18 protein-coding genes and 1 tRNA gene are annotated in these 17,617 nt (G+C 58.4%); 16 read left to right on the top strand and 3 right to left on the bottom strand.

The features are described from left to right. Positions 1–135: 135 nt before the first annotated feature. A complete protein-coding gene (recJ, locus tag CU048_01085; protein QBR70103.1) occupies positions 136–1,956 on the top strand; it encodes a single-stranded-DNA-specific exonuclease RecJ in 1,821 nt (606 codons plus the stop codon). A gap of 97 nt (positions 1,957–2,053) precedes the next feature. Further along, positions 2,054–2,129, top strand: a tRNA-Glu gene (locus CU048_01080). A 118-nt stretch (positions 2,130–2,247) separates the two neighbouring features. On the opposite strand, the gene CU048_01075 is transcribed toward CU048_01080, so the two are convergent. Beyond that, on the bottom strand, positions 2,248–2,553 hold the full coding sequence (locus CU048_01075; GenBank protein QBR70102.1) for a hypothetical protein: 306 nt from the start codon (positions 2,551–2,553) through the stop codon (positions 2,248–2,250). Positions 2,554–2,804: 251 nt separating this feature from the next. Between CU048_01075 and CU048_01070 the strand changes: the two genes are divergently transcribed. Further along, entirely contained in the window at positions 2,805–2,999 is a 195-nt protein-coding gene (locus CU048_01070) for a hypothetical protein (protein QBR70101.1), read from the top strand. Between the two features lie 27 nt (positions 3,000–3,026). Continuing rightward, entirely contained in the window at positions 3,027–3,473 is a 447-nt protein-coding gene (locus tag CU048_01065) for a hypothetical protein (protein ID QBR70100.1), read from the top strand. A gap of 50 nt (positions 3,474–3,523) precedes the next feature. Here CU048_01065 and CU048_01060 read toward each other — a convergent pair whose 3' ends face one another. Next, positions 3,524–4,153: an autoinducer synthase gene (locus tag CU048_01060; protein QBR70099.1), complete on the bottom strand. Its 630-nt coding sequence runs from the start codon at positions 4,151–4,153 to the stop codon at positions 3,524–3,526. 1,252 nt (positions 4,154–5,405) lie between these two features. Continuing rightward, complete coding sequence (locus CU048_01055; GenBank protein QBR70098.1) at positions 5,406–5,921, bottom strand: hypothetical protein; 516 nt, start codon at positions 5,919–5,921, stop codon at positions 5,406–5,408. Positions 5,922–6,456: 535 nt separating this feature from the next. Between CU048_01055 and CU048_01050 the strand changes: the two genes are divergently transcribed. The 12 genes from CU048_01050 (at position 6,457) to CU048_00995 (ending at position 17,617) form a co-directional block, all read left to right on the top strand. Next, positions 6,457–7,245: a hypothetical protein gene (locus CU048_01050; GenBank protein QBR70097.1), complete on the top strand. Its 789-nt coding sequence runs from the start codon at positions 6,457–6,459 to the stop codon at positions 7,243–7,245. Positions 7,246–7,416: 171 nt separating this feature from the next. After that, complete coding sequence (locus CU048_01045) at positions 7,417–8,481, top strand: hydrogenase expression protein HypE (protein ID QBR70096.1); 1,065 nt, start codon at positions 7,417–7,419, stop codon at positions 8,479–8,481. Between the two features lie 35 nt (positions 8,482–8,516). Beyond that, on the top strand, positions 8,517–10,322 hold the full coding sequence (locus CU048_01040; GenBank protein QBR72556.1) for a hydrogenase: 1,806 nt from the start codon (positions 8,517–8,519) through the stop codon (positions 10,320–10,322). A 6-nt stretch (positions 10,323–10,328) separates the two neighbouring features. Then, positions 10,329–10,847, top strand: coding sequence for a hypothetical protein (locus CU048_01035; protein ID QBR70095.1), 519 nt, complete (start codon positions 10,329–10,331; stop codon positions 10,845–10,847). Between the two features lie 56 nt (positions 10,848–10,903). After that, the gene (locus CU048_01030) at positions 10,904–11,545 is read left to right on the top strand and encodes a hypothetical protein (GenBank protein ID QBR70094.1); all 642 of its coding nucleotides are present in this window, start codon (positions 10,904–10,906) and stop codon (positions 11,543–11,545) included. Beyond that, the gene (locus CU048_01025; protein QBR70093.1) at positions 11,538–12,188 is read left to right on the top strand and encodes a hypothetical protein; all 651 of its coding nucleotides are present in this window, start codon (positions 11,538–11,540) and stop codon (positions 12,186–12,188) included. Before CU048_01030 ends, CU048_01025 begins: the two co-directional genes overlap by 8 nt. Further along, positions 12,185–13,534, top strand: coding sequence for a hypothetical protein (locus CU048_01020; protein QBR70092.1), 1,350 nt, complete (start codon positions 12,185–12,187; stop codon positions 13,532–13,534). The genes CU048_01025 and CU048_01020 overlap by 4 nt, the downstream gene beginning before the upstream one ends. After that, positions 13,531–14,058, top strand: coding sequence for a hydrogenase maturation protease (locus tag CU048_01015; protein ID QBR70091.1), 528 nt, complete (start codon positions 13,531–13,533; stop codon positions 14,056–14,058). The genes CU048_01020 and CU048_01015 overlap by 4 nt, the downstream gene beginning before the upstream one ends. A gap of 42 nt (positions 14,059–14,100) precedes the next feature. Then, positions 14,101–14,208 carry a hypothetical protein gene (locus CU048_01010; GenBank protein ID QBR70090.1) on the top strand — a complete coding sequence of 36 codons (108 nt, stop codon included), beginning with the start codon at positions 14,101–14,103 and terminating at the stop codon, positions 14,206–14,208. A gap of 36 nt (positions 14,209–14,244) precedes the next feature. After that, complete coding sequence (gene hypF, locus CU048_01005) at positions 14,245–16,659, top strand: carbamoyltransferase HypF (protein QBR70089.1); 2,415 nt, start codon at positions 14,245–14,247, stop codon at positions 16,657–16,659. After that, a complete protein-coding gene (gene hypC, locus CU048_01000; GenBank protein QBR70088.1) occupies positions 16,629–16,919 on the top strand; it encodes a HypC/HybG/HupF family hydrogenase formation chaperone in 291 nt (96 codons plus the stop codon). The genes hypF and hypC overlap by 31 nt, the downstream gene beginning before the upstream one ends. 11 nt (positions 16,920–16,930) lie before the next feature. Further along, positions 16,931–17,617: a phosphoheptose isomerase gene (locus CU048_00995; GenBank protein QBR70087.1), complete on the top strand. Its 687-nt coding sequence runs from the start codon at positions 16,931–16,933 to the stop codon at positions 17,615–17,617.

Genomic DNA, 17,617 nt, shown 5'->3' with positions numbered 1-17,617 from the left:
AAGGACATGCAATTCAAAGGGAAGCAAACCGGCGTTCAGGGGGCTTAATTTTTGAGTAACGACTTTGCCCCTGCCGGCACCCTTTCCTTTGGAATTGCCCCTCGAAATCCGCCCTACCCTTCGCTAACATCGGGCATGGGTGATTCCCTTCCAACCAGCTCCCGCCGCCCGGTTCTTGGAGTCGAGCGCTCGGCGCGCGGTCGTCCTTGGCGCGACCGGCTCAATGTTGCCGGCGAAGCGCAGGCCCTTGCCATCGCGCAACTCCACGGCGCCGGCGATCTCTTGTCGCGGGTTTTGGCGGGACGCGGCATCACGCCGGACATGGCGCAAGATTATCTGGACCCTACCCTGCGAAACCTTCTGCCCGATCCGGATAAGCTCAAAGACATGGGCGCCGCGGCCGAGCGAATTGCGGGGGCCATCGAGCAGCGCGAAACAATCGCGGTTTTTGGCGATTACGACGTCGATGGCGCCGCCGCCTCCGCACTTCTCTTCGATTATTTTCGTGACTGCGGCGCCCCCTGCCTGATCCACATCCCGGATCGGATTTTTGAAGGCTATGGCCCCAACATCCAAGCGATTCAGACTCTTGCCCGCGACGGTGCGACCCTCTTGATTACCGCCGACTGCGGGACCTCGAGCCACAGTCCGCTGGCCGAGGCGGTCCGGCTTGGCCTCGATCCCATCGTTCTCGACCATCATCAAGCGCCAGAAATCCTGCCCCCCGCTCTCGTCGTCAATCCAAACCGGCAGGACGATCTTTCAGGCCTCGGGCAGCTCTGCGCGGCGGGTGTTGTTTTCATGACTCTCGTGGCGGTGCAGCGGCTCTTGCGTGGGCGCGGTTTTTTTTCCGCCTCGCGAGAAGCCCCGGATTTGCTCGCCGGGCTCGATCTCGTGGCGCTGGCAACCATCGCCGACGTTGCGCCCCTGACCGGGCTCAACCGTGCCTTTGTCGCCAAAGGTCTTGCGGTGATCCACGCCCGAGCCCGCGTGGGTCTCAAAACCCTATTCGATATTGCCCGCCTGGAGGGCCCGCCAACCCCTTATCATCTCGGCTTTCTCATCGGGCCGCGAATCAATGCCGGGGGACGAATTGGCGATGCGGCACTTGGGGCAAAACTGTTGAGCCTGACCGATCCGGTCGAAGCCAGGCGCATCGCCGAGGAGCTCGACCGGCTGAATCGCGAACGACAGGAGGTCGAGCGCGCCACGCTCGAAGCGGCGGAAGCGCAAGCGCTGGCCGGCCGCGATGGGGACGGCTCTGCCGCCGTGGTGGTGGCCGAGGACGGCTGGCATCCGGGCATTGTCGGTCTCGTCGCCTCACGGCTCAAGGAAAAGACCGGGCGGCCGGCCTTCGCCATTGCATTCGACGCGGCCGGGATCGGCACCGGGTCGGGCCGCTCGATTGCCGGCGTCGATCTCGGCCGCGCGGTGCGTGCGGCGCTCGAAGCCGGAATTCTCCTCAAAGGCGGCGGCCATGCGATGGCGGCGGGTATCACCATTGCGCGGGAGCGGTTGAGCGATTTTCAAAGCTTCCTTGAAGCCTCCCTTGCCGGCGCCGTCATCTCGGCGCGAGCGGGCGAGGCGCTGCTGATCGACGCTGCACTGACCGCAGCCGGGGCCAACCCGGCCCTGATCCACGATCTCGCGCGGGGCGGCCCTTATGGCGCCGGCAATCCCGAGCCGATATTTGTGCTGCCCGCGCATCGTCTCGTCGATGTTGCCATGATCGGCAACGGTCACCTTCGGCTGCGGGCGCAGGCGAGCAGTGGCGCCAAAATTGAGGGAATTGCCTTTCGCAGCGCGAACGAACCCCTGGGACAGGCGCTTTATGCGGCGAGGGGCAATTTCGTTCATCTTGCCGGATCCTTGGCCCTCGACCGCTGGGGCGGTGTGGACAGAGTCCAGCTTCGGCTCCTCGATCTCGCACCTGCCGCCTCGCCAAGACCTTGTTGAATAAGTGCTCTGACTGAACTTGCCAGCGCAGCCGGCGCCCTTTATATGTCCGCCCGCTGAGTGATGACGTCGTAAGGCCCGTCGACAACCAGCCTCCGCGCCCATCGTCTAGCGGTCCAGGACGTCGCCCTTTCACGGCGAAAACAGGGGTTCGATTCCCCTTGGGCGCGCCAATTTCCCAATGAATTCGCGTATAAGTGCGGAAAGCTTGCAGGTGCGCCATCGTCCTCGGGAAGCCATGGCGGGCGGCCCACCGCAGGGCCCATCGTCAGGGTCTCGACAGTTCGAAGGTCAATGATGCTGGATTTCTTCGTACTCGTCTTCAGAGGTCCAACGGCAAAGTTCCCTGCCATTTTGATCGACGACCCGCACCGCCTCCGGCACCACCTTCTTGGATGAACCTCCGACGGATATCTCCTCCGCATGGTGATGGTCCGCGCGATAAAAGCTGCGGAAACCAGCGTGGGCCAAGCTGCGGAAGTAATACACATCAGGATCGGCGGACCAGAAGGGAAAGCGATCCAGGACTTCCGGATTGCTGGTTCCGCGCGCGGGCCAAATGTATTCGATGAAACAATTTCCAATCTGCGATTGCATTGCTTCCTCCCGAACTCTGGATGATACCAATTAACTGGGAGCCCATAAGTTCCGGTCATGGCAGAACTTTTGCCGCTCAGAAGCGATATTTGTGATTCAGGTGGCTTCCGGCTGGCCCGATGGCCGGTCGAAGACCCCTAGGCAAACGCGTTTCATTTTTTTGCGCCTTGGCCGTCAGCCGGGCGGCTCTTCCAACTCTCCCCCGCCCGATTCTAAGACGAGGCAGTTCCAAAACAATTGCCAGCGCGCGCGTGTCCACTAAATGGGAGGTGACTAGGGATTTCCAGCAAGGCATCCAGGTTCAATCGCTGGCGGCGGTGCGTTCCTCCAATGACTGGAGCCAAACCAAAACGGAGTTGAACATGCCTGATTGGCTGGGATGGGTTCTGCTGATTGCAGGCGTGTTGCTGATGGCAGCGATCATGACGGGGCTCATCAAGCGCTAGGAGAAAGGAGGCCTCGCCGTGGACCTCATGACTTTGCCTGCGTTCAGGCTGGGTCGACGCGGCGACGCAGAAGCGCTCGCGGAACTGCTTTGCTCGGCCGCAGGGGAAATTGGCTTGGAAGAGCCGGTTTGCTCCGCACAAAAGCGTGACGATCTCCTCAACTGGATCCGTGAGAAATGCTATTACTCGTCGGTTTGGACGACGGACGGGTATGAAGCTCTCGCAATCCTGAATCGGTGCGCACGGTCCAAATGTATCTGCGGAATTCAGCATCTTGTGGTGCGACCCGAGTGCCGGCGAAGAGGCGTCGGCACCGCAATGGTCCGACATCTTCAGGAACTCACGGGTGTGACTTCGCTGATCGTTGAGGCCCAAAACCAACCCGCGGAAGAGATGTTGCTTCGCACAGGATTTGCCCACGACAACCCTACAATGCGCGGTTGCCCGATCCGGATGACCTGGACCCGTTTTTGAACCGAGCGTGGCGACTAAGGCCAAGTACCAGCCGCTTTTCACTCGGACTTTCAGGCGTGGAGCCGTTTGGCGCGCCGGGGCTCGGCCAGAACTCTCCTACGCTCCGCCCTCATTTCATAAATGCGATCGAGCGTCCGTTGATCGAAGCCAAGCATCACCGCCATCAATTCTTGACCGTCAATCTGGCACGGTAGCCCGAGGGGAAGCGGTTGGAAATTGAGTCCGATGGCAGACATCAGGGACATAGGCTCAATCTCTACAATGAAGTTTGAAATTCCCCGCTGGAGGCCCCATTCGACAAGGCCCGACCAAAGCGCGTTGGCAATTTCGCATTCAACCTCTCCGGGGGATTGATGATCCGGCTCCACACATTGGCGCGAAACTTCCCAGATATGCGCGCCAACCGGCGGCTCGACCCTGCATAATTCCGGCGACACTTCGCACAACAAATGTTGGCGAGTGGTCGGAACCATGCGCTGATAGCCAAGCACCTTGCCGCCATTCATGTAGAGCATATGCACGGCATGCTTGTGGTCTACCTGATCTATGCCGCGCGCTGCGGGCTTTGCGAAAGCGCGCCAGCGCCTTTTTTGAACCAAGACCCGTTGTCGCAACCGAAGGGCCTGATCCATCTCGTCGCGGTAATGGTGTTCGTTTTCAGCGGTCACGAGGCGGATCATTGTATTCTCCAAATCAAACGCTCTGGAGAAAACCGATCGTAAAGCGCCCGGTCATTCCCAGCCTAACAATGATCGGAAATTAGGGGGAGCCTCGGTAGTACCTCTTCCCGTACCTTTTTGCGTTCTGTTAAGCTCACGTCTGTTGAGCCTTGTTGCAACGCGCCCTGAGGTCCGCGAACTGATCCGCCTCCGTGTCGGGAGCGCCATGCCATGATGATCATACGTTCGGGCGATGTGTCACCGCGGGTGATGGAATAGATTAAAACTGGGGGCGTAGAGTGCAACCGGCGCGTTTGAGCACATTGCATCCATGGCCCAAAGTGAGGCGCCATTGAAATGGCCCGTCCATGGGAACTTTTGGGATACTGACGCGATCACAGTGGCGGCCAGGTTGAGCTCTACTGCCCCCCTCCCAGGCACTGCTCCCTCGCCACCTCAACTGGGCCCCTGGTTTGTCTGGACACTCAGACCAGGGGCTTTCTTTTTTCACCTCCAGGAAAAATAAGGCGCCGACCCCTTGCGAGGCCAGCGAAACGACCTTGCGAACCGGCGGCAATTGCGCGGCGCCACAACATCCGAGGTTCCTCGGACGGCGCCGTTAACGCCGGACGCCGTGATCGTTGCAAAAATAAAGGCGCCGAAGAGGCTCATGCCTCAGAGCAAAATTCCAATTCCCCGTCTCGCGGAAGCGTTCCGGGCGGATTGGCTTTTCTCTTGTATCGGACGCGCCCTTCCCATTATCTGGGGAGAGGGCCGTGACGATCGTGCGCACCGGTGGCGGGTCAAACCTTAGTGTCGGAATCTGGTCAGCCGCGGCTCAGAGAAGGCACGACATGAAAATCAGAACCACCTCTGCATTAACCGTTTCACTTCTGCTCGCAGCAACGCCGTCCGTGCTCGCGGATCCAATGAGTGTCGACGCAACCGTAAATACCGCAGGCAAAGTGCCGATCCACCACGTTCATCATCCGAAGCGAAACTCAGCCGCAGCTAGGGATAGTTCGGCCGTCGGGACCATGGGTACTGGAGAGGGCGGCATATATGCTTGGCCTTACGGCTCTTACGCCTACGATGCGCCTGGCGATCAGGTCACTTACGGAGTGCCTTTTGGCGCCTTTTTTGGCGCGCCCCAGTACCCCGCCGACAAATACGCAGGACGTAGCATCGGCTACCGCGGCTGGCACGGCAGCCGGTTCTATAATGGACAGTTCTACCGCTGAAGAGTTATGCATTTTTGTCTATTCGGCTTTGTCTATTCGGCGGCCTGGGGTCGATCCGCCGCATTTTCGTTGACGCCGCCGTTTGCAATTGTTGTCAAAAGCTCGTCGGCATATTGTTCCTCGGCAAGTGTTTCGCTGAGAAGACCCACGGCGTCATCCAGCCCGAGAAGCTCGGCCCAGGATCGCAGCGTCACATAGCGCGCAATTTCGTAGTGTTCTGCGGCCTGGGCGACGGCCAGAAGGCCCGCGTCGCGGACGGCCGGGTCGCCGACATCATCCATAATTTCCTGACCCTCCGCGATAATGCCGAGGATTGCATCGCAGGATCGGCCGTGGGGCTTTTTTCCGATCGCATCAAACACACGCTCGAGACGCCTAATTTGTTCTTCCGTATCGTCGCGGTGGTTGATAAAGGCCTCCTGCAATCTTTCATTGGTGCTTTTTTTGGCAAGCTTGAGCAGGATTTTGACCTGCTGTTGCTCGGCGAAATAAACGTCCTGCAGAAGGGCATAAAAAAGTTCTTCCATGGTCTGCACGGTCGGCTCCATCGGTGGGACGGCTTATCTGCTTCCTAATCGAGGGCTGAAGAATTCGTTCCGCTGTCCACCAAAACAGCACAGCACAAGAAGAATCAGAGCAGCAGAGTCATGGAGTCGCGATCGATCGCGACCTCAGGCTTCAAGATGAGGGTGCCAGACTGATTGAGCTTGGACCCTAGAATAAGGGTTTTGACACTCATAACTGGGCTTCAGTTCAATCCTAAGGATCACCCGCAATAGTCGCCGCGGCGATTGGTTGCATAGGGCCTGAACACGCAATAATGAAGAAGTTAAAGCCGCCCTTGGCCGCGCAATTTGCGGAACTTTGCATCGGATTCGCCAGCCGGCTAAGTCGCAATAGCGAAATCGTTAGTCTTTGCTGAAGTTTGTGACTTGGAATAAGGGTCTCAAAGTTAGGGTTTGACCTTGCCAATAGTCGCTCAACCGGGCAATCTCGGCCGGATAAATGCCAGCCTTCGTAGCCATTCGTCACGCTTTGCAGGCGCGGTCCTTACCAATCTGATTGAACCTACCGAGGCATATCATGGGGTTGTTAAACTGGCTTAGCTCCCGAAGCGATCAGAAAGGGTTCCACGCGCCTCATCAAGACCCAATATTGTTACTGAATGCCCTTTTGTCGGCCACCCCAACGCAGCAGCACTACATCAACGAAATGTTGACGCGCGCGATTGGAGAGCTTGTCATCAAAGCCGGTGATACGGTTCTCGACGTGGGTGCAAATCAAGGCTTCCACCTTTTCGCTTTTGCGGACTTGGTTGGGCAACAAGGGCTCGTCCATGCCTTTGAGCCAAACCCATGTCATTGGCCCCTTTTAGTGGGGAGGGACAACGTCCGACTTTGGCCATTTGCCGCTGGCGACAAATGCTCGGTTGAGTGCTTCTTTTTTCCCAAGAATCATGACGGGGCTGCCTCTCTGCATGACCCAAGGGATTTTTTGGGCAACGAAACAGAAGTGCAGCTCTTGAATGTTGTACAGGTGCCGATCGATACTCTGGATGAGGTTTTGCGGCGCCAGATCAAATTCATAAAATTGGACGTCGAACGCCATGAATTGCAGGCGTTGACCGGCATGAGAATCTTGATCGCCCGGGACCGGCCGATCGTCGTCCTTGAAAATGCGACCCCGGACATCAAGGCGTTTTTTGAGACACTGCAGTTTAGATCGGTGCCGATGACCTACTCCGGCTGGGGCTCGAAGGACACGCTGCTGCCCAATATGTTGTTCGTTCCCAATGAACGATCCGAATCGGAATGCGCCCCGGACAAGGGCAAGCTTTTCGGCATCATCGAAGCAAGTCGCGAATTCCGATAGGACCAACAGCTAAGTCTCCGCTGCTGCTGACTGCACCTCGACAATTCCTAAAATCTGTTTGGGGACGGAACCAAACCGTTTGAACGCGATTAGCCAATTCGCTTTTGGGGCGAGCCATGCGGAAAATTGGCCTGCTTGACGTGCTTTGAGGCAGACGTGGGGAGGACCAGCATGGATTCCGACACGGCAACAATTCCCTATGGTCGCAAAACCCAACACACACCCAAGGTTAGGGAAGTTCATATTCTCTGGATCACGGCCGGTCTGGGGTGTGACGGGGACTCGGTCTCGATAACGGCGGCGACGCAACCAAGTCTTGAAGATGTCATCCTAGGCGCGATCCCTGGCCTTCCCAAGGTTCACCTTCACAATCCAGTCTTGGCCTTTGAGAACGGGGATGAATTTCTGCTTCCGTTTCATAGCGCGGCGAAGGGCGAAATCGACAATTTCGTCCTCGTGGTCGAGGGCTCCATCCCCAACGAAAAGCTCAGCGGCGAAGGCTATTGGGCGGCCATGGGCACAGATCACGCAACGGGCCAGCCGATCAAAACCAATGATTGGATCGATCGCCTCGCCCCAAAGGCCTTGGGCGTGGTCGCCATTGGGACTTGCGCGACTTATGGCGGCATTCACGCGATGCAGGGCAATCCCACCGGCTGCATGGGTCTTGCGGACTATCTAGGCTGGGATTGGATATCAAAAGCGGGTTTGCCGATCGTCAACGTCCCTGGCTGTCCAGTCCAACCCGACAATTTCATGGAGACCCTGCTCTATCTCCTGCGCCAGCTCGCGGGCCTTGCACCGATGATCCCGCTTGATGAGGCTTTACGGCCCACGTGGCTTTTCGACAACACGGTCCACAATGGCTGCGATCGCGGATCCTATTATGAACAGGGCGACTTCGCGCATGAATACGGCTCCCGCAAATGCCTAGTAAAACTCGGCTGCTGGGGTCCTGTCGTGCAGTGCAATGTTCCCAAGCGCGGCTGGATGGCCGGCATTGGCGGTTGTCCCAATGTCGGCGGCATCTGCATCGGCTGCACCATGCCGGGCTTCCCCGATAAATTCATGCCCTTTATGGACGAACCTCCAGGCGGGCGCATTTCCTCGAATGCGATCCTCCCTTATGGCGCGATTATTCGACGCCTCCGCCGCCTCACCAATACGACCCTTAACAAAGAGCCGAGGTGGCGACACAACCGCCCTGAGCTGACCACCGGCTACTCGCCTAATTAAGACAAGGGCTCCCAATCGCAAAAAGGCACATGGTCATGGCCGAATTTCTGCGTGACGTAGAGGGCAAAAGCGCGGCCGCTTCGGCGGCCGGTTCGCTGGTCGAAATGAATTGGGATCCGATTACCCGGATCGTTGGGAGTCTGGGCATCTACACCAAGATCGATTTTCAGAATCGACGAGTCGCGGAATGCCACAGCACCTCTTCCATCTTTCGCGGCTATAGCATCTTTATGAAGGGTAAGGACCCGCGCGACGCGCACTTCATCACCAGTCGTATCTGCGGGATTTGTGGCGATAACCACGCCACCTGCTCGGTCTATGCCCAAAACATGGCCTATGGCATTCAACCTCCGGCGATCGCGGAATGGATCACCAATCTCGGCGAAGCGGCCGAGTATATGTTCGACCACAACATCTTCCAGGACAATCTTGTCGGCGTCGACTTCTGCGAGCAAATGGTCAAGGAGACCAATCCGGGCCTGCTCGCACGAGCCGAGGCAACGCCGGCGCCGCATGCCGCGGACCATGGCTACCGCACGATCGGTGACATCATGCGAGCCCTCAACCCCTTCACGGGCGATTTCTACCGCGAAACTTTGGTTGTGAGCCGCTACACCCGCGAGATGTTCTGCCTGATGGAGGGAAGGCACGTCCATCCCTCGACCCTTTATCCCGGTGGCGTAGGGACCGTGCCGTCCGTGCAATTGTTTACCGATTATTTGACGCGTTTAATGCGCTATGTGGAATTCATGAAGAAATGCGTGCCCCTTCACGATGATCTCTTTGATTTCTTCTACGAAGCGCTCCCTGGCTATGAAGAGGTCGGAAGGCGCCGCATCTTACTTGGATGCTGGGGCTCTTTCCAGGATCCGGACAAGTGCGACTATCAATACCGGAACATGGCCGAGTGGGGTCGCGCGATGTTCGTCACGCCGGGCGTGATCGTCGACGGCAACCTGGTGACCACCAGCCTTGTCGACATTAATCTTCAAATGCGCATTCTGCTCGGCAGCTCCTATTATGACGGCTGGGAAAATCGCGAAACCTTTGTGCGCCAGGATCCTCTTGGCAATGAGATCGATCAGAACCATCCGTGGAACCAGACGACCGCGCCCAGACCGCAGAAGCGGGATTTCGAGGGCAAATATTCATGGGTGATGTCGCCGCGCTGGTTGGACAAGCGCACAGGAGACCATCTCGCCCTCGACACGGGCGGGGGCGCGATCGCGCGGCTCTGGGCCACCGCTTTGGCTGCACTTGTCGACATTGGCTATGTCAAGGCGACGGGACATAGCGTCAAGATCTATCTGCCGAGGACGGCCTTGAAACCCGAGATGGAACTGGAATGGAAGGTTCCGCAGTGGAGCAATACCATTGAGCGCGATCGAGCCCGAACCTATTTCCAAGCCTATTCCGCGGCAGCAGCGCTTTATTTCGTCGAAAAGGCGATTGGCGAACTGCAGGCCGGGCGGACCAAAACCTGGACCGATTTCAAGGTTCCCAACGAAGCCATCGGCTGCGGCTTCCATGAAGCTGTGCGCGGTGTGCTTTCCCATCATCTTGTGATCCGTAACGGCAAGATCGCGAATTATCACCCCTACCCGCCCACGCCCTGGAACGCCAATCCACGCGATATCTATGGAACTCCGGGCCCTTATGAGGATGCGGTTCAGAATACCCCGATCTTCGAGGAGAATGGCCCAGATAATTTCAAGGGCATCGACATCATGCGGACGGTGCGAAGCTTCGATCCCTGTCTTCCTTGCGGTGTTCACATGTTCCTCGGCGAAGGCAAGACGCTGAAAACCTTTCACTCGCCCATGTTCGGCGTCAGCAGGTAGTCCTTGATGAGCAGCAAGGACAGAGCACGGCTCGACCGGTCATTGCAGCGCATAGACGCGTTGCTGTCCGCGCTTGAGACCAGCCCTTACCCGGCCACGCGAGAGCCGGCGCGCGAACTGATCGAGATCGTCCTCGACATGCATGCATTGGCTCTTGCGCGGATTATGGCGGCTGCCTCCAATTCCGACGATCGGACCCTGCTCCCAAGCTTGGCCGAGGATCCGCAAATCAAGGCGGTCCTCGTCCTGCATGGCCTGCATCCCGAAGAACTCGATATGAGAGTCCGCAAGGCGGTCAATCACTTGCGAGCCGAGCTTGGCGTGCAAGGGCTGCGGATCGAGTTGGCCGACCTCACCTCCGCAACTGTTCGGCTGCGCGTGCATGGCGATAATTTGGAGACCAAGCGCAGCTGCCTACGGGAGATCGAGCAAACCCTGATGGAAGCCGCTCCTGATCTTGAGTCGATCGTCATCGAAGAACACAATGAGGCGGCCCCGAACCAAACGACCGCTCTGGCTGGATAAATCGGAAGGTGCATCGGCACTCTTCCCTGGAATGCGATCCGAAAGGCGGCGGACCAATGCAAGCCGTTTCATCGTCCTCGGGATGGGTCGTCAAGCTGAGACGGTTCGTCTGCCCACCGCCGACGGAATATTGCGAGCTCTGTCACGCTGAAATCCCGCAAGACCATTCACACCTGATTGACGTGGAGTTGCGCCGCTTGGTCTGCGCTTGCCAAGCCTGCTCACTCCTGTTTGAGGGTAAAACGGACGGAAAGCTTCGACATGTGCCACATCGAACGGAGAGACTCTCCGATTTTCGGCTCACCGACGCCGAATGGAATGGCTTGTGTATCCCGATCGGCTTGGCTTTTCTTTTGTTCAGTACTTGGCACCGACGCCCGATTGCTCTTTATCCGGGGCCGGCTGGCACGACAGAATCGCCGCTCGGCGAGGACGCCTGGTCGATGCTTGTTTCCAACAATCCTGGGCTCGCCAACATAGCCCCGGATGTCGAAGCCTTGCTCGTCAACAGGACCGAAAGAAAACGCGAATATTACCTCGTGTCGATCGATCATTGCTTTGCGCTTGCCGGGCTGATCCGGGCTCAATGGCGTGGCCTATCCGGCGGCGCCGAAGTCTGGGACGCAATCAATTCCTTTTTCTCTCGCCTGCGCCAACAGGACGGAGCCGTTGGCTCCGTGGGAGCCCATCATGGTTGACCTCGATTTCGCAATCGAAAGCGCCAGGGTGGAACCGGGAGCCGCTTCACCCATGCTTTTTTTTAGCCTTCACGTGACCAATAAATCCCAAGCGGTTCCGATCCAAAACCTCATGCTCAATTGCCAAGTGCGGATCGAGCCGACGCGCCGAAGATACGCCCCAGACGATCATGATCGGCTTTTGGATTTATTCGGAGAGCCGGAGCGCTGGGGTCAGACGCTGCAAGGCTTTTTGTGGGTGCATACCACGGCGTCGACGCCTCCTTTCACCGATCAGTGCACGATTGATCTCCCTGTACCCTGCAGCTATGATTTCAACATTGCCGCGACGAAATATTTCTACGGCCTGAACGAAGGCGACGTTCCACTTCTGCTGCTGTTCAGCGGGTCGGTGTTCTACCTCGACAATGCCGGAAATTTGCAGGCGGCGCAGATTCCCTGGAGCAAGGAGGCAAGCTTTCGCCTTCCCGTGAAACTCTGGCAGACCATGATGGACTGCTACTATCCAGACAGCACCTGGCTTCGGCTTCGGCGCGACGTGTTCGAACAGCTCTATCGCTACAAACGCCATCGACGGCTGCCAACCTTCGAACTCGCCTTGCAGGCCCTGCTCGATGAGCGAACCGGAGACACGCGGCCATGAACCTCGATCCTGTCAAGGAAATTGCCGCCGCCGTGCTCTATGAAGGGTATATCCTCTATCCCTATCGCGCGTCTTCGATCAAGAACCGTCAGAGATGGACTTTTGGCGGCATATTTCCAGCCGCATACGCAGCCTCAGGCGAGGGCGATCCTTCCAGCATGCAGACCCAATGTCTGGTTCGCGGCACCCCTGGAAGTGTCATTGAGGCGCGGGTCCGGTTTTTACATCTCGTCGCGCGTCAAATCGGCCAGCTGCAAGACCCAACAGAAAACCTGTCTTGCGATCCCACGCCGATCTTCACAAATATCCCAGCGATGGAGCTCGACAATCTCCCGGTCCTCCCCGGAGAGGAAGCGATCGAACGCGAGGTCGCTTCCATGCCAGTAACTCTGGCCGATCTGGCCGAGGCGCCTGTGCGACGAGAATTCGCCTTTCCTGGAAAGACTGAGTTCGAACCCCTTGGCAAAGGCAGCGCGATCGCCGCGCATTTGGTCCGGACATCGCTCACCATCGAAGGCGCCCTCTTCCTCAGTGCCGAACCTATCGCAGCCGATGTTTGGCGCTTGACGGTGCGCATCGAGAATACGACGCCGCTGGCGACTGACGATCTCAGCCGGGAACAAGCCCAACGCTACGCATTCGCCTCGACCCACACGATCCTAGCGGTGAGCGAAGGCAGTTTCGTCTCTCTCCTCGATCCGCCTGAAGAACTGATGGAAGCCGCCCAGCATTGCGAGAATCAAGGAACCTGGCCGGTTCTAGCCGGCGAAGAAGGCGCCACGGATACGCTCTTGTCGTCTCCGATCATCCTTTATGACTATCCAAAAATTGCGCCGGAAAGCCCGGGAGATCTGTTCGATAGCACCGAGATCGACGAGATCCTCACACTGCGTATTCTTGCTCTGACCGATGAGGAAAAGCGAGAGATGGCTGCCGGGGATGAACGTGCCCGCGCCCTACTTCGGCGCACCGAGTCCCTGACCCCGGCCGATCTCTACAAGCTTCATGGCGTATTGCGAAATCCCCGAGCGGCCACTGCCGGCGGCAGCCCGCTGAAAGCGGCAAGCGGAGGATCGATCGAAGCCTCATCCAGTACCGCCCGTTTGAATGTCGGCGACCAGGTGCGCCTCCATCCAAAGGCTGGCGGTGACATCATGGATCTCGCCCTTAAAGATAAGGTCGCGGTTATCGAGGCCATCGAGCGAGATTTCGAGGACCGCATTCACGTCGCGGTTACCCTCATCGATGATCCCGGCCGCGACCTCGGACTTGGTCGCTATCCCGGCCACCGCTTCTTCTTCTCGCCGGAAGAGGTCGAGCCTTTTGGCGATGGAGCTGGTTCATGAGCGGCATTCTGATCGCCGGGCTCGGCAATATTTTCAAGGGCGACGATGCCTTCGGCGTGGAAGTCGCCCAACGGCTGGCGCGGCGTCCCGTGCCGCCCAACGTCAAAGTGGTCGATTTCGGGATACGCGGTATCGACCTGACCTATGCGCTGCTCGATGATTATTCCGCGGCGGTGCTGGTCGATACGGTGCAACGCGGCGGGCTTCCTGGAACGCTCTATGTGATCGAACCTGAAAAGCTCGCCGGCACGCCCGTGCCGGAAGATTTGTTGATGTCGCCACACGAGCTCGATCCCGCAAAGGTGCTCCGCGTGGCCACAAGCTTAGGCAGCCCTTGCAAGCGCATTATCCTAATTGCTTGCGAACCTCTGACCTTCGGCGACGATCAAGATGGCTTCATGGGTTTGAGCGCGCCGGTTGCGTCCGCCGTAGACCGAGCCTTGGCCGTGGTCGACGAGGTGCTGCACGATCTTATCGGCGCCTCAACTGTCGAGCCGTCACCGCTGAACTTGCCGGCCCACTAAATCGTCCTATGTGGTTGATCAAAGGGGAAAAAGGAGCGTGCCATGAGCGGTTGGGCAATCGTCGGGATTATCATTGTTTTGCTGATCGTCGGCCTCGTCGTGGTTAATCTGCGCGACATCATTCGTTACCTCAAAATTCGGGCCATGTGAGCCTTTCGCCCGGTGGCTGTGCTTCTTGGAGCTGCGATGACATCCTCGGCGATCGAAATTCGTGTGAGGGGACGAGTCCAGGGCGTCGGCTTCCGGCCGACGGTGTGGCGGCTCGCCCGCGAGCTTGGACTTGCCGGGGAAGTGCTGAACGATGCCGCCGGAGTCTTAATCCGGGTCCGGGGCAGCGACACTGAAATCGAGGCCTTCATCAATCGGATCAAGGACGAGGCGCCGCCGCTTGCGCGTGTCGAGGCGGTCGAAACCTGCGCTTACGAAGATATTCTCTTTTCAGACTTTAGAGTGACCGAGAGCCTCGCCGGTTCGGCCCATACGGAAGTCTCTCCCGATGCCGCGATTTGCGCGCAGTGCGCCAAGGAGATTTTGCTGCCCGGGGAGCGACGCTTCAATTACGCTTTTACCACCTGTACCCATTGCGGACCCCGCCTCAGCATCCTGAACGACATTCCCTACGACCGTGCTATGACCACGATGGCGGAATTTCCGATGTGCCCGCAGTGTCGCGCCGAATATGATGATCCTGCGGACCGGCGCTTTCATGCCGAAGCGATTGCCTGTGCGGATTGCGGCCCGCGTGTCAAGCTCCTTCAACTCACCGAGAACACATTTGAGGGAATGCTGCCACAAGATGAAATCGAGGCGGCTTGCGAACTCATAGCAGCGGGAGAGATTGTCGCCGTCAAAGGTCTCGGCGGCTATCAGATTGCCTGTGATGCCACCAACCCCGATGCGATCGCCCGCTTACGTCGCGGCAAGCGACGAGATGCCAAGCCGTTTGCCCTGATGGCGCGGGACCTGCGCATGATCAGGCGCTATTGCGCGGTAAACCAGGAGGAGGAGCAGCTCCTTGGGAGCCCGTCCGCGCCGATTGTTCTCCTTCGTGCAAAGGGCCCCGACAAATTGCCTGAAGCCGTCGCGCCCGGTTTGCAGGTCCTTGGATTCATGTTGCCCACGACTCCGCTGCATCTGCTTATTTTGCAGCGGATCAATCGTCCGCTTGTGATGACCAGCGGAAATATTTCCGATGAGCCGCAAGTGATCGACGATGCGGAAGCGCGGGATCGGCTCAGCCCCATCGCGTCCTATGCCTTGACGCATGATCGCCCGATTGCCAATCGCCTGGACGATTCAGTCGCACGGATCATGGCCGGCACGCCCCGCGTGATGCGACGCGCTCGCGGCTATGCGCCTGAACCGCTCAATCTTCCAGAAGGCTTTGAGACGGCGCCCGATCTTTTGGCAATGGGAGGCGAGCTCAAGGCCACTTTCTGCCTTGTCAAGGATGGCAGCGCCATTCTCTCGCAGCATCAGGGCGATCTCGAACATCCCGCCGCGTTCGACGATTATCGAAAAAATCTCGAGCTTTATGGCAAACTCTTCGACCATGCCCCATCCATTCTGGCAATCGACCAGCATCCTGAATATCTGTCCTCCAAAATGGGGGACGAGTGGGCTCGAAGAGACCGCCTGCCCCTGATCGAGGTGCAACACCATCACGCTCATGTTAGCGCCTGCCTTGCGGAAAATTCCTATCCGCTCGCAGGGCCCCCGGTGCTTGGAATCGTCCTGGACGGTTTGGGATGGGGCGATGACGGGACGATTTGGGGCGGCGAGTTCCTGATTGCGGACTATCAAACCTATCGACGCATGGCCGCCCTGAAACCGGTCGCCATGCCGGGCGGTGCGAGCGCCGTGCGTGAACCTTGGCGAAATCTTTACGCGCATCTTACCACGGATAGAAGCTGGTCCGACATGACCGCAAAATATGGCTCGCTCAATCTCTGCCGGTATTTGGCGAGAAAGCCCCTCAGCCTTCTTGACTCCATGATCAAGCACGGCCTCAACGCCCCGAAAGCCTCTTCCTGCGGCCGCCTCTTCGATGCTGTTGCGGCAGCTCTCGATCTCTCTCGCAATCGACAGGCCTATGAAGGCGAAGCCGCGATGCTGCTGGAGGCAATCGCAGCCGCAGGCGAACAAGCGCATGAGGACGAGACATCAACCTATCCACTGGATGTAAAGGCTCTGCAAGGGTCGGAGATGCTGGTGTTGGACCCCTCCCCTATGTGGGACGCGATCCTCGTTGATCTCATGAACCAAAAGCCCGCGCCGCTGATCGCCGGCCGCTTTCACAAAGGCCTGGCCCTGGCGATCGTGGCGATGGCCGTGCGTCTGGCTGGACATCGAGAACGTCGGCAATTTTCTACGGTGGCGCTCTCGGGCGGATGCTTCCAGAACCGAATTCTTTTCGAGGCCGTGATGCGTGGCCTGGAGACGGAGGGCTTTGTTGTTCTCTCCCACGCGCGCGTCCCGACCAATGACGGTGGTCTGGCTCTGGGCCAGGCGGCAATCGCTGCTGCCAAATGCATAGGATCACAGACGAACACGGACAATAGGATGAAGCCATGTGCCTTGGAATCCCTGGCCGTATCGTAAAGATCGACGATTTCGAGAACGAGGTGGCGACCGTCGATGTCTGCGGCATTCGGCGTCAGATCAATATCACCTGCATTGTTGACCCAGATCACCCCGTTGCCGCCTGTGTCGGCGATTGGGTTCTTGTTCATGTTGGATTTGCGATGAGCCGGATCGATGAGGCGCAGGCCCAAAAGACCCTAAAAATCCTGACCGAACTCGGCGAGGCTCAGGCCGAAATGAAAACCATCTTCGAATCGACGGGGCAGGCTTTGGCATAGGAGTTTGCGGCATGTCTAATCAATCCGGCCTCATGGAACTCTATCCGTTCCTGCACGGCAGACCGCAGGACCCAGCCAAGCTCGACGCCGCCTTGCTCCACTCGGTGGAGGAAAAAGCCCGCGACTCACGGGACACAAATGCCCGGTTTTTCAGCGACCAGGCTCCGATGCTGATTGCCGCAGCGCATGCGCTCGCCGAGGTCTATCGGCGTGGCGGACGTATGTTCTCCATGGGAAACGGCGGTTCGAGCTGCGATGCCTCGCATGTTGCCGTTGAATTTGTCCATCCGATCACCGCCGGGCGCCCCGCGCTTGCCGCGATCAACCTCGTCGCCGACCTCGCCATGATTTCCGCAGTCGGCAATGATGTCGGATTCGACCATGTCTTCGTGCGCCAGATCATTGCCCAGGGCAAGGCCGGCGATGCCCTCATCGGCATTTCGACCAGCGGCAATTCGACCAATTTGATCGCGGCCTTCGCCAAAGCCAAGCAACTTGGCATCACAACCATCGGCCTCGCCGGTGGCGATGGCGGCAAAATGAAAACAGCCGGCATCGTCGATCATTGCCTGATCGTGCCGACGACCTCCATCCATCGCATCCAAGAGTGCCACGTTGCGGCCTATCACATTCTTTGGGACCTTGTGCACACGCTCCTCGCCGATGACCGCGGCGCCGCGGCCTCCACGGAGACATAG

The sequence above is a fragment of the Beijerinckiaceae bacterium genome (genome assembly GCA_004564215.1).
Classification (GTDB): Bacteria; Pseudomonadota; Alphaproteobacteria; order Rhizobiales; family Beijerinckiaceae; genus Methylocapsa.
This window is presented reverse-complemented; position numbering and strand designations above follow the sequence as displayed.

Excerpts from the sequence above, each read along its gene's own strand:
- CU048_01040 (QBR72556.1), top strand. The coding sequence starts at position 8,517 with ATGGCCGAATTTCTGCGTGACGTAGAGGGCAAAAGCGCGGCCGCTTCG.
- CU048_01020 (QBR70092.1), top strand. The coding sequence starts at position 12,185 with ATGAACCTCGATCCTGTCAAGGAAATTGCCGCCGCCGTGCTCTATGAA.
- CU048_01025 (QBR70093.1), top strand. The coding sequence starts at position 11,538 with ATGGTTGACCTCGATTTCGCAATCGAAAGCGCCAGGGTGGAACCGGGA.
- CU048_01030 (QBR70094.1), top strand. The coding sequence starts at position 10,904 with ATGCAAGCCGTTTCATCGTCCTCGGGATGGGTCGTCAAGCTGAGACGG.
- CU048_01075 (QBR70102.1), bottom strand. The coding sequence starts at position 2,553 with ATGCAATCGCAGATTGGAAATTGTTTCATCGAATACATTTGGCCCGCG.
- hypC (QBR70088.1), top strand. The coding sequence starts at position 16,629 with ATGTGCCTTGGAATCCCTGGCCGTATCGTAAAGATCGACGATTTCGAG.
- CU048_01010 (QBR70090.1), top strand. The coding sequence starts at position 14,101 with ATGAGCGGTTGGGCAATCGTCGGGATTATCATTGTTTTGCTGATCGTC.
- CU048_01055 (QBR70098.1), bottom strand. The coding sequence starts at position 5,921 with ATGGAGCCGACCGTGCAGACCATGGAAGAACTTTTTTATGCCCTTCTG.
- CU048_01015 (QBR70091.1), top strand. The coding sequence starts at position 13,531 with ATGAGCGGCATTCTGATCGCCGGGCTCGGCAATATTTTCAAGGGCGAC.
- CU048_01050 (QBR70097.1), top strand. The coding sequence starts at position 6,457 with ATGGGGTTGTTAAACTGGCTTAGCTCCCGAAGCGATCAGAAAGGGTTC.
- recJ (QBR70103.1), top strand. The coding sequence starts at position 136 with ATGGGTGATTCCCTTCCAACCAGCTCCCGCCGCCCGGTTCTTGGAGTC.
- CU048_01045 (QBR70096.1), top strand. The coding sequence starts at position 7,417 with ATGGATTCCGACACGGCAACAATTCCCTATGGTCGCAAAACCCAACAC.
- CU048_01035 (QBR70095.1), top strand. The coding sequence starts at position 10,329 with ATGAGCAGCAAGGACAGAGCACGGCTCGACCGGTCATTGCAGCGCATA.
- CU048_01065 (QBR70100.1), top strand. The coding sequence starts at position 3,027 with ATGACTTTGCCTGCGTTCAGGCTGGGTCGACGCGGCGACGCAGAAGCG.
- CU048_00995 (QBR70087.1), top strand. The coding sequence starts at position 16,931 with ATGTCTAATCAATCCGGCCTCATGGAACTCTATCCGTTCCTGCACGGC.
- hypF (QBR70089.1), top strand. The coding sequence starts at position 14,245 with ATGACATCCTCGGCGATCGAAATTCGTGTGAGGGGACGAGTCCAGGGC.
- CU048_01060 (QBR70099.1), bottom strand. The coding sequence starts at position 4,153 with ATGATCCGCCTCGTGACCGCTGAAAACGAACACCATTACCGCGACGAG.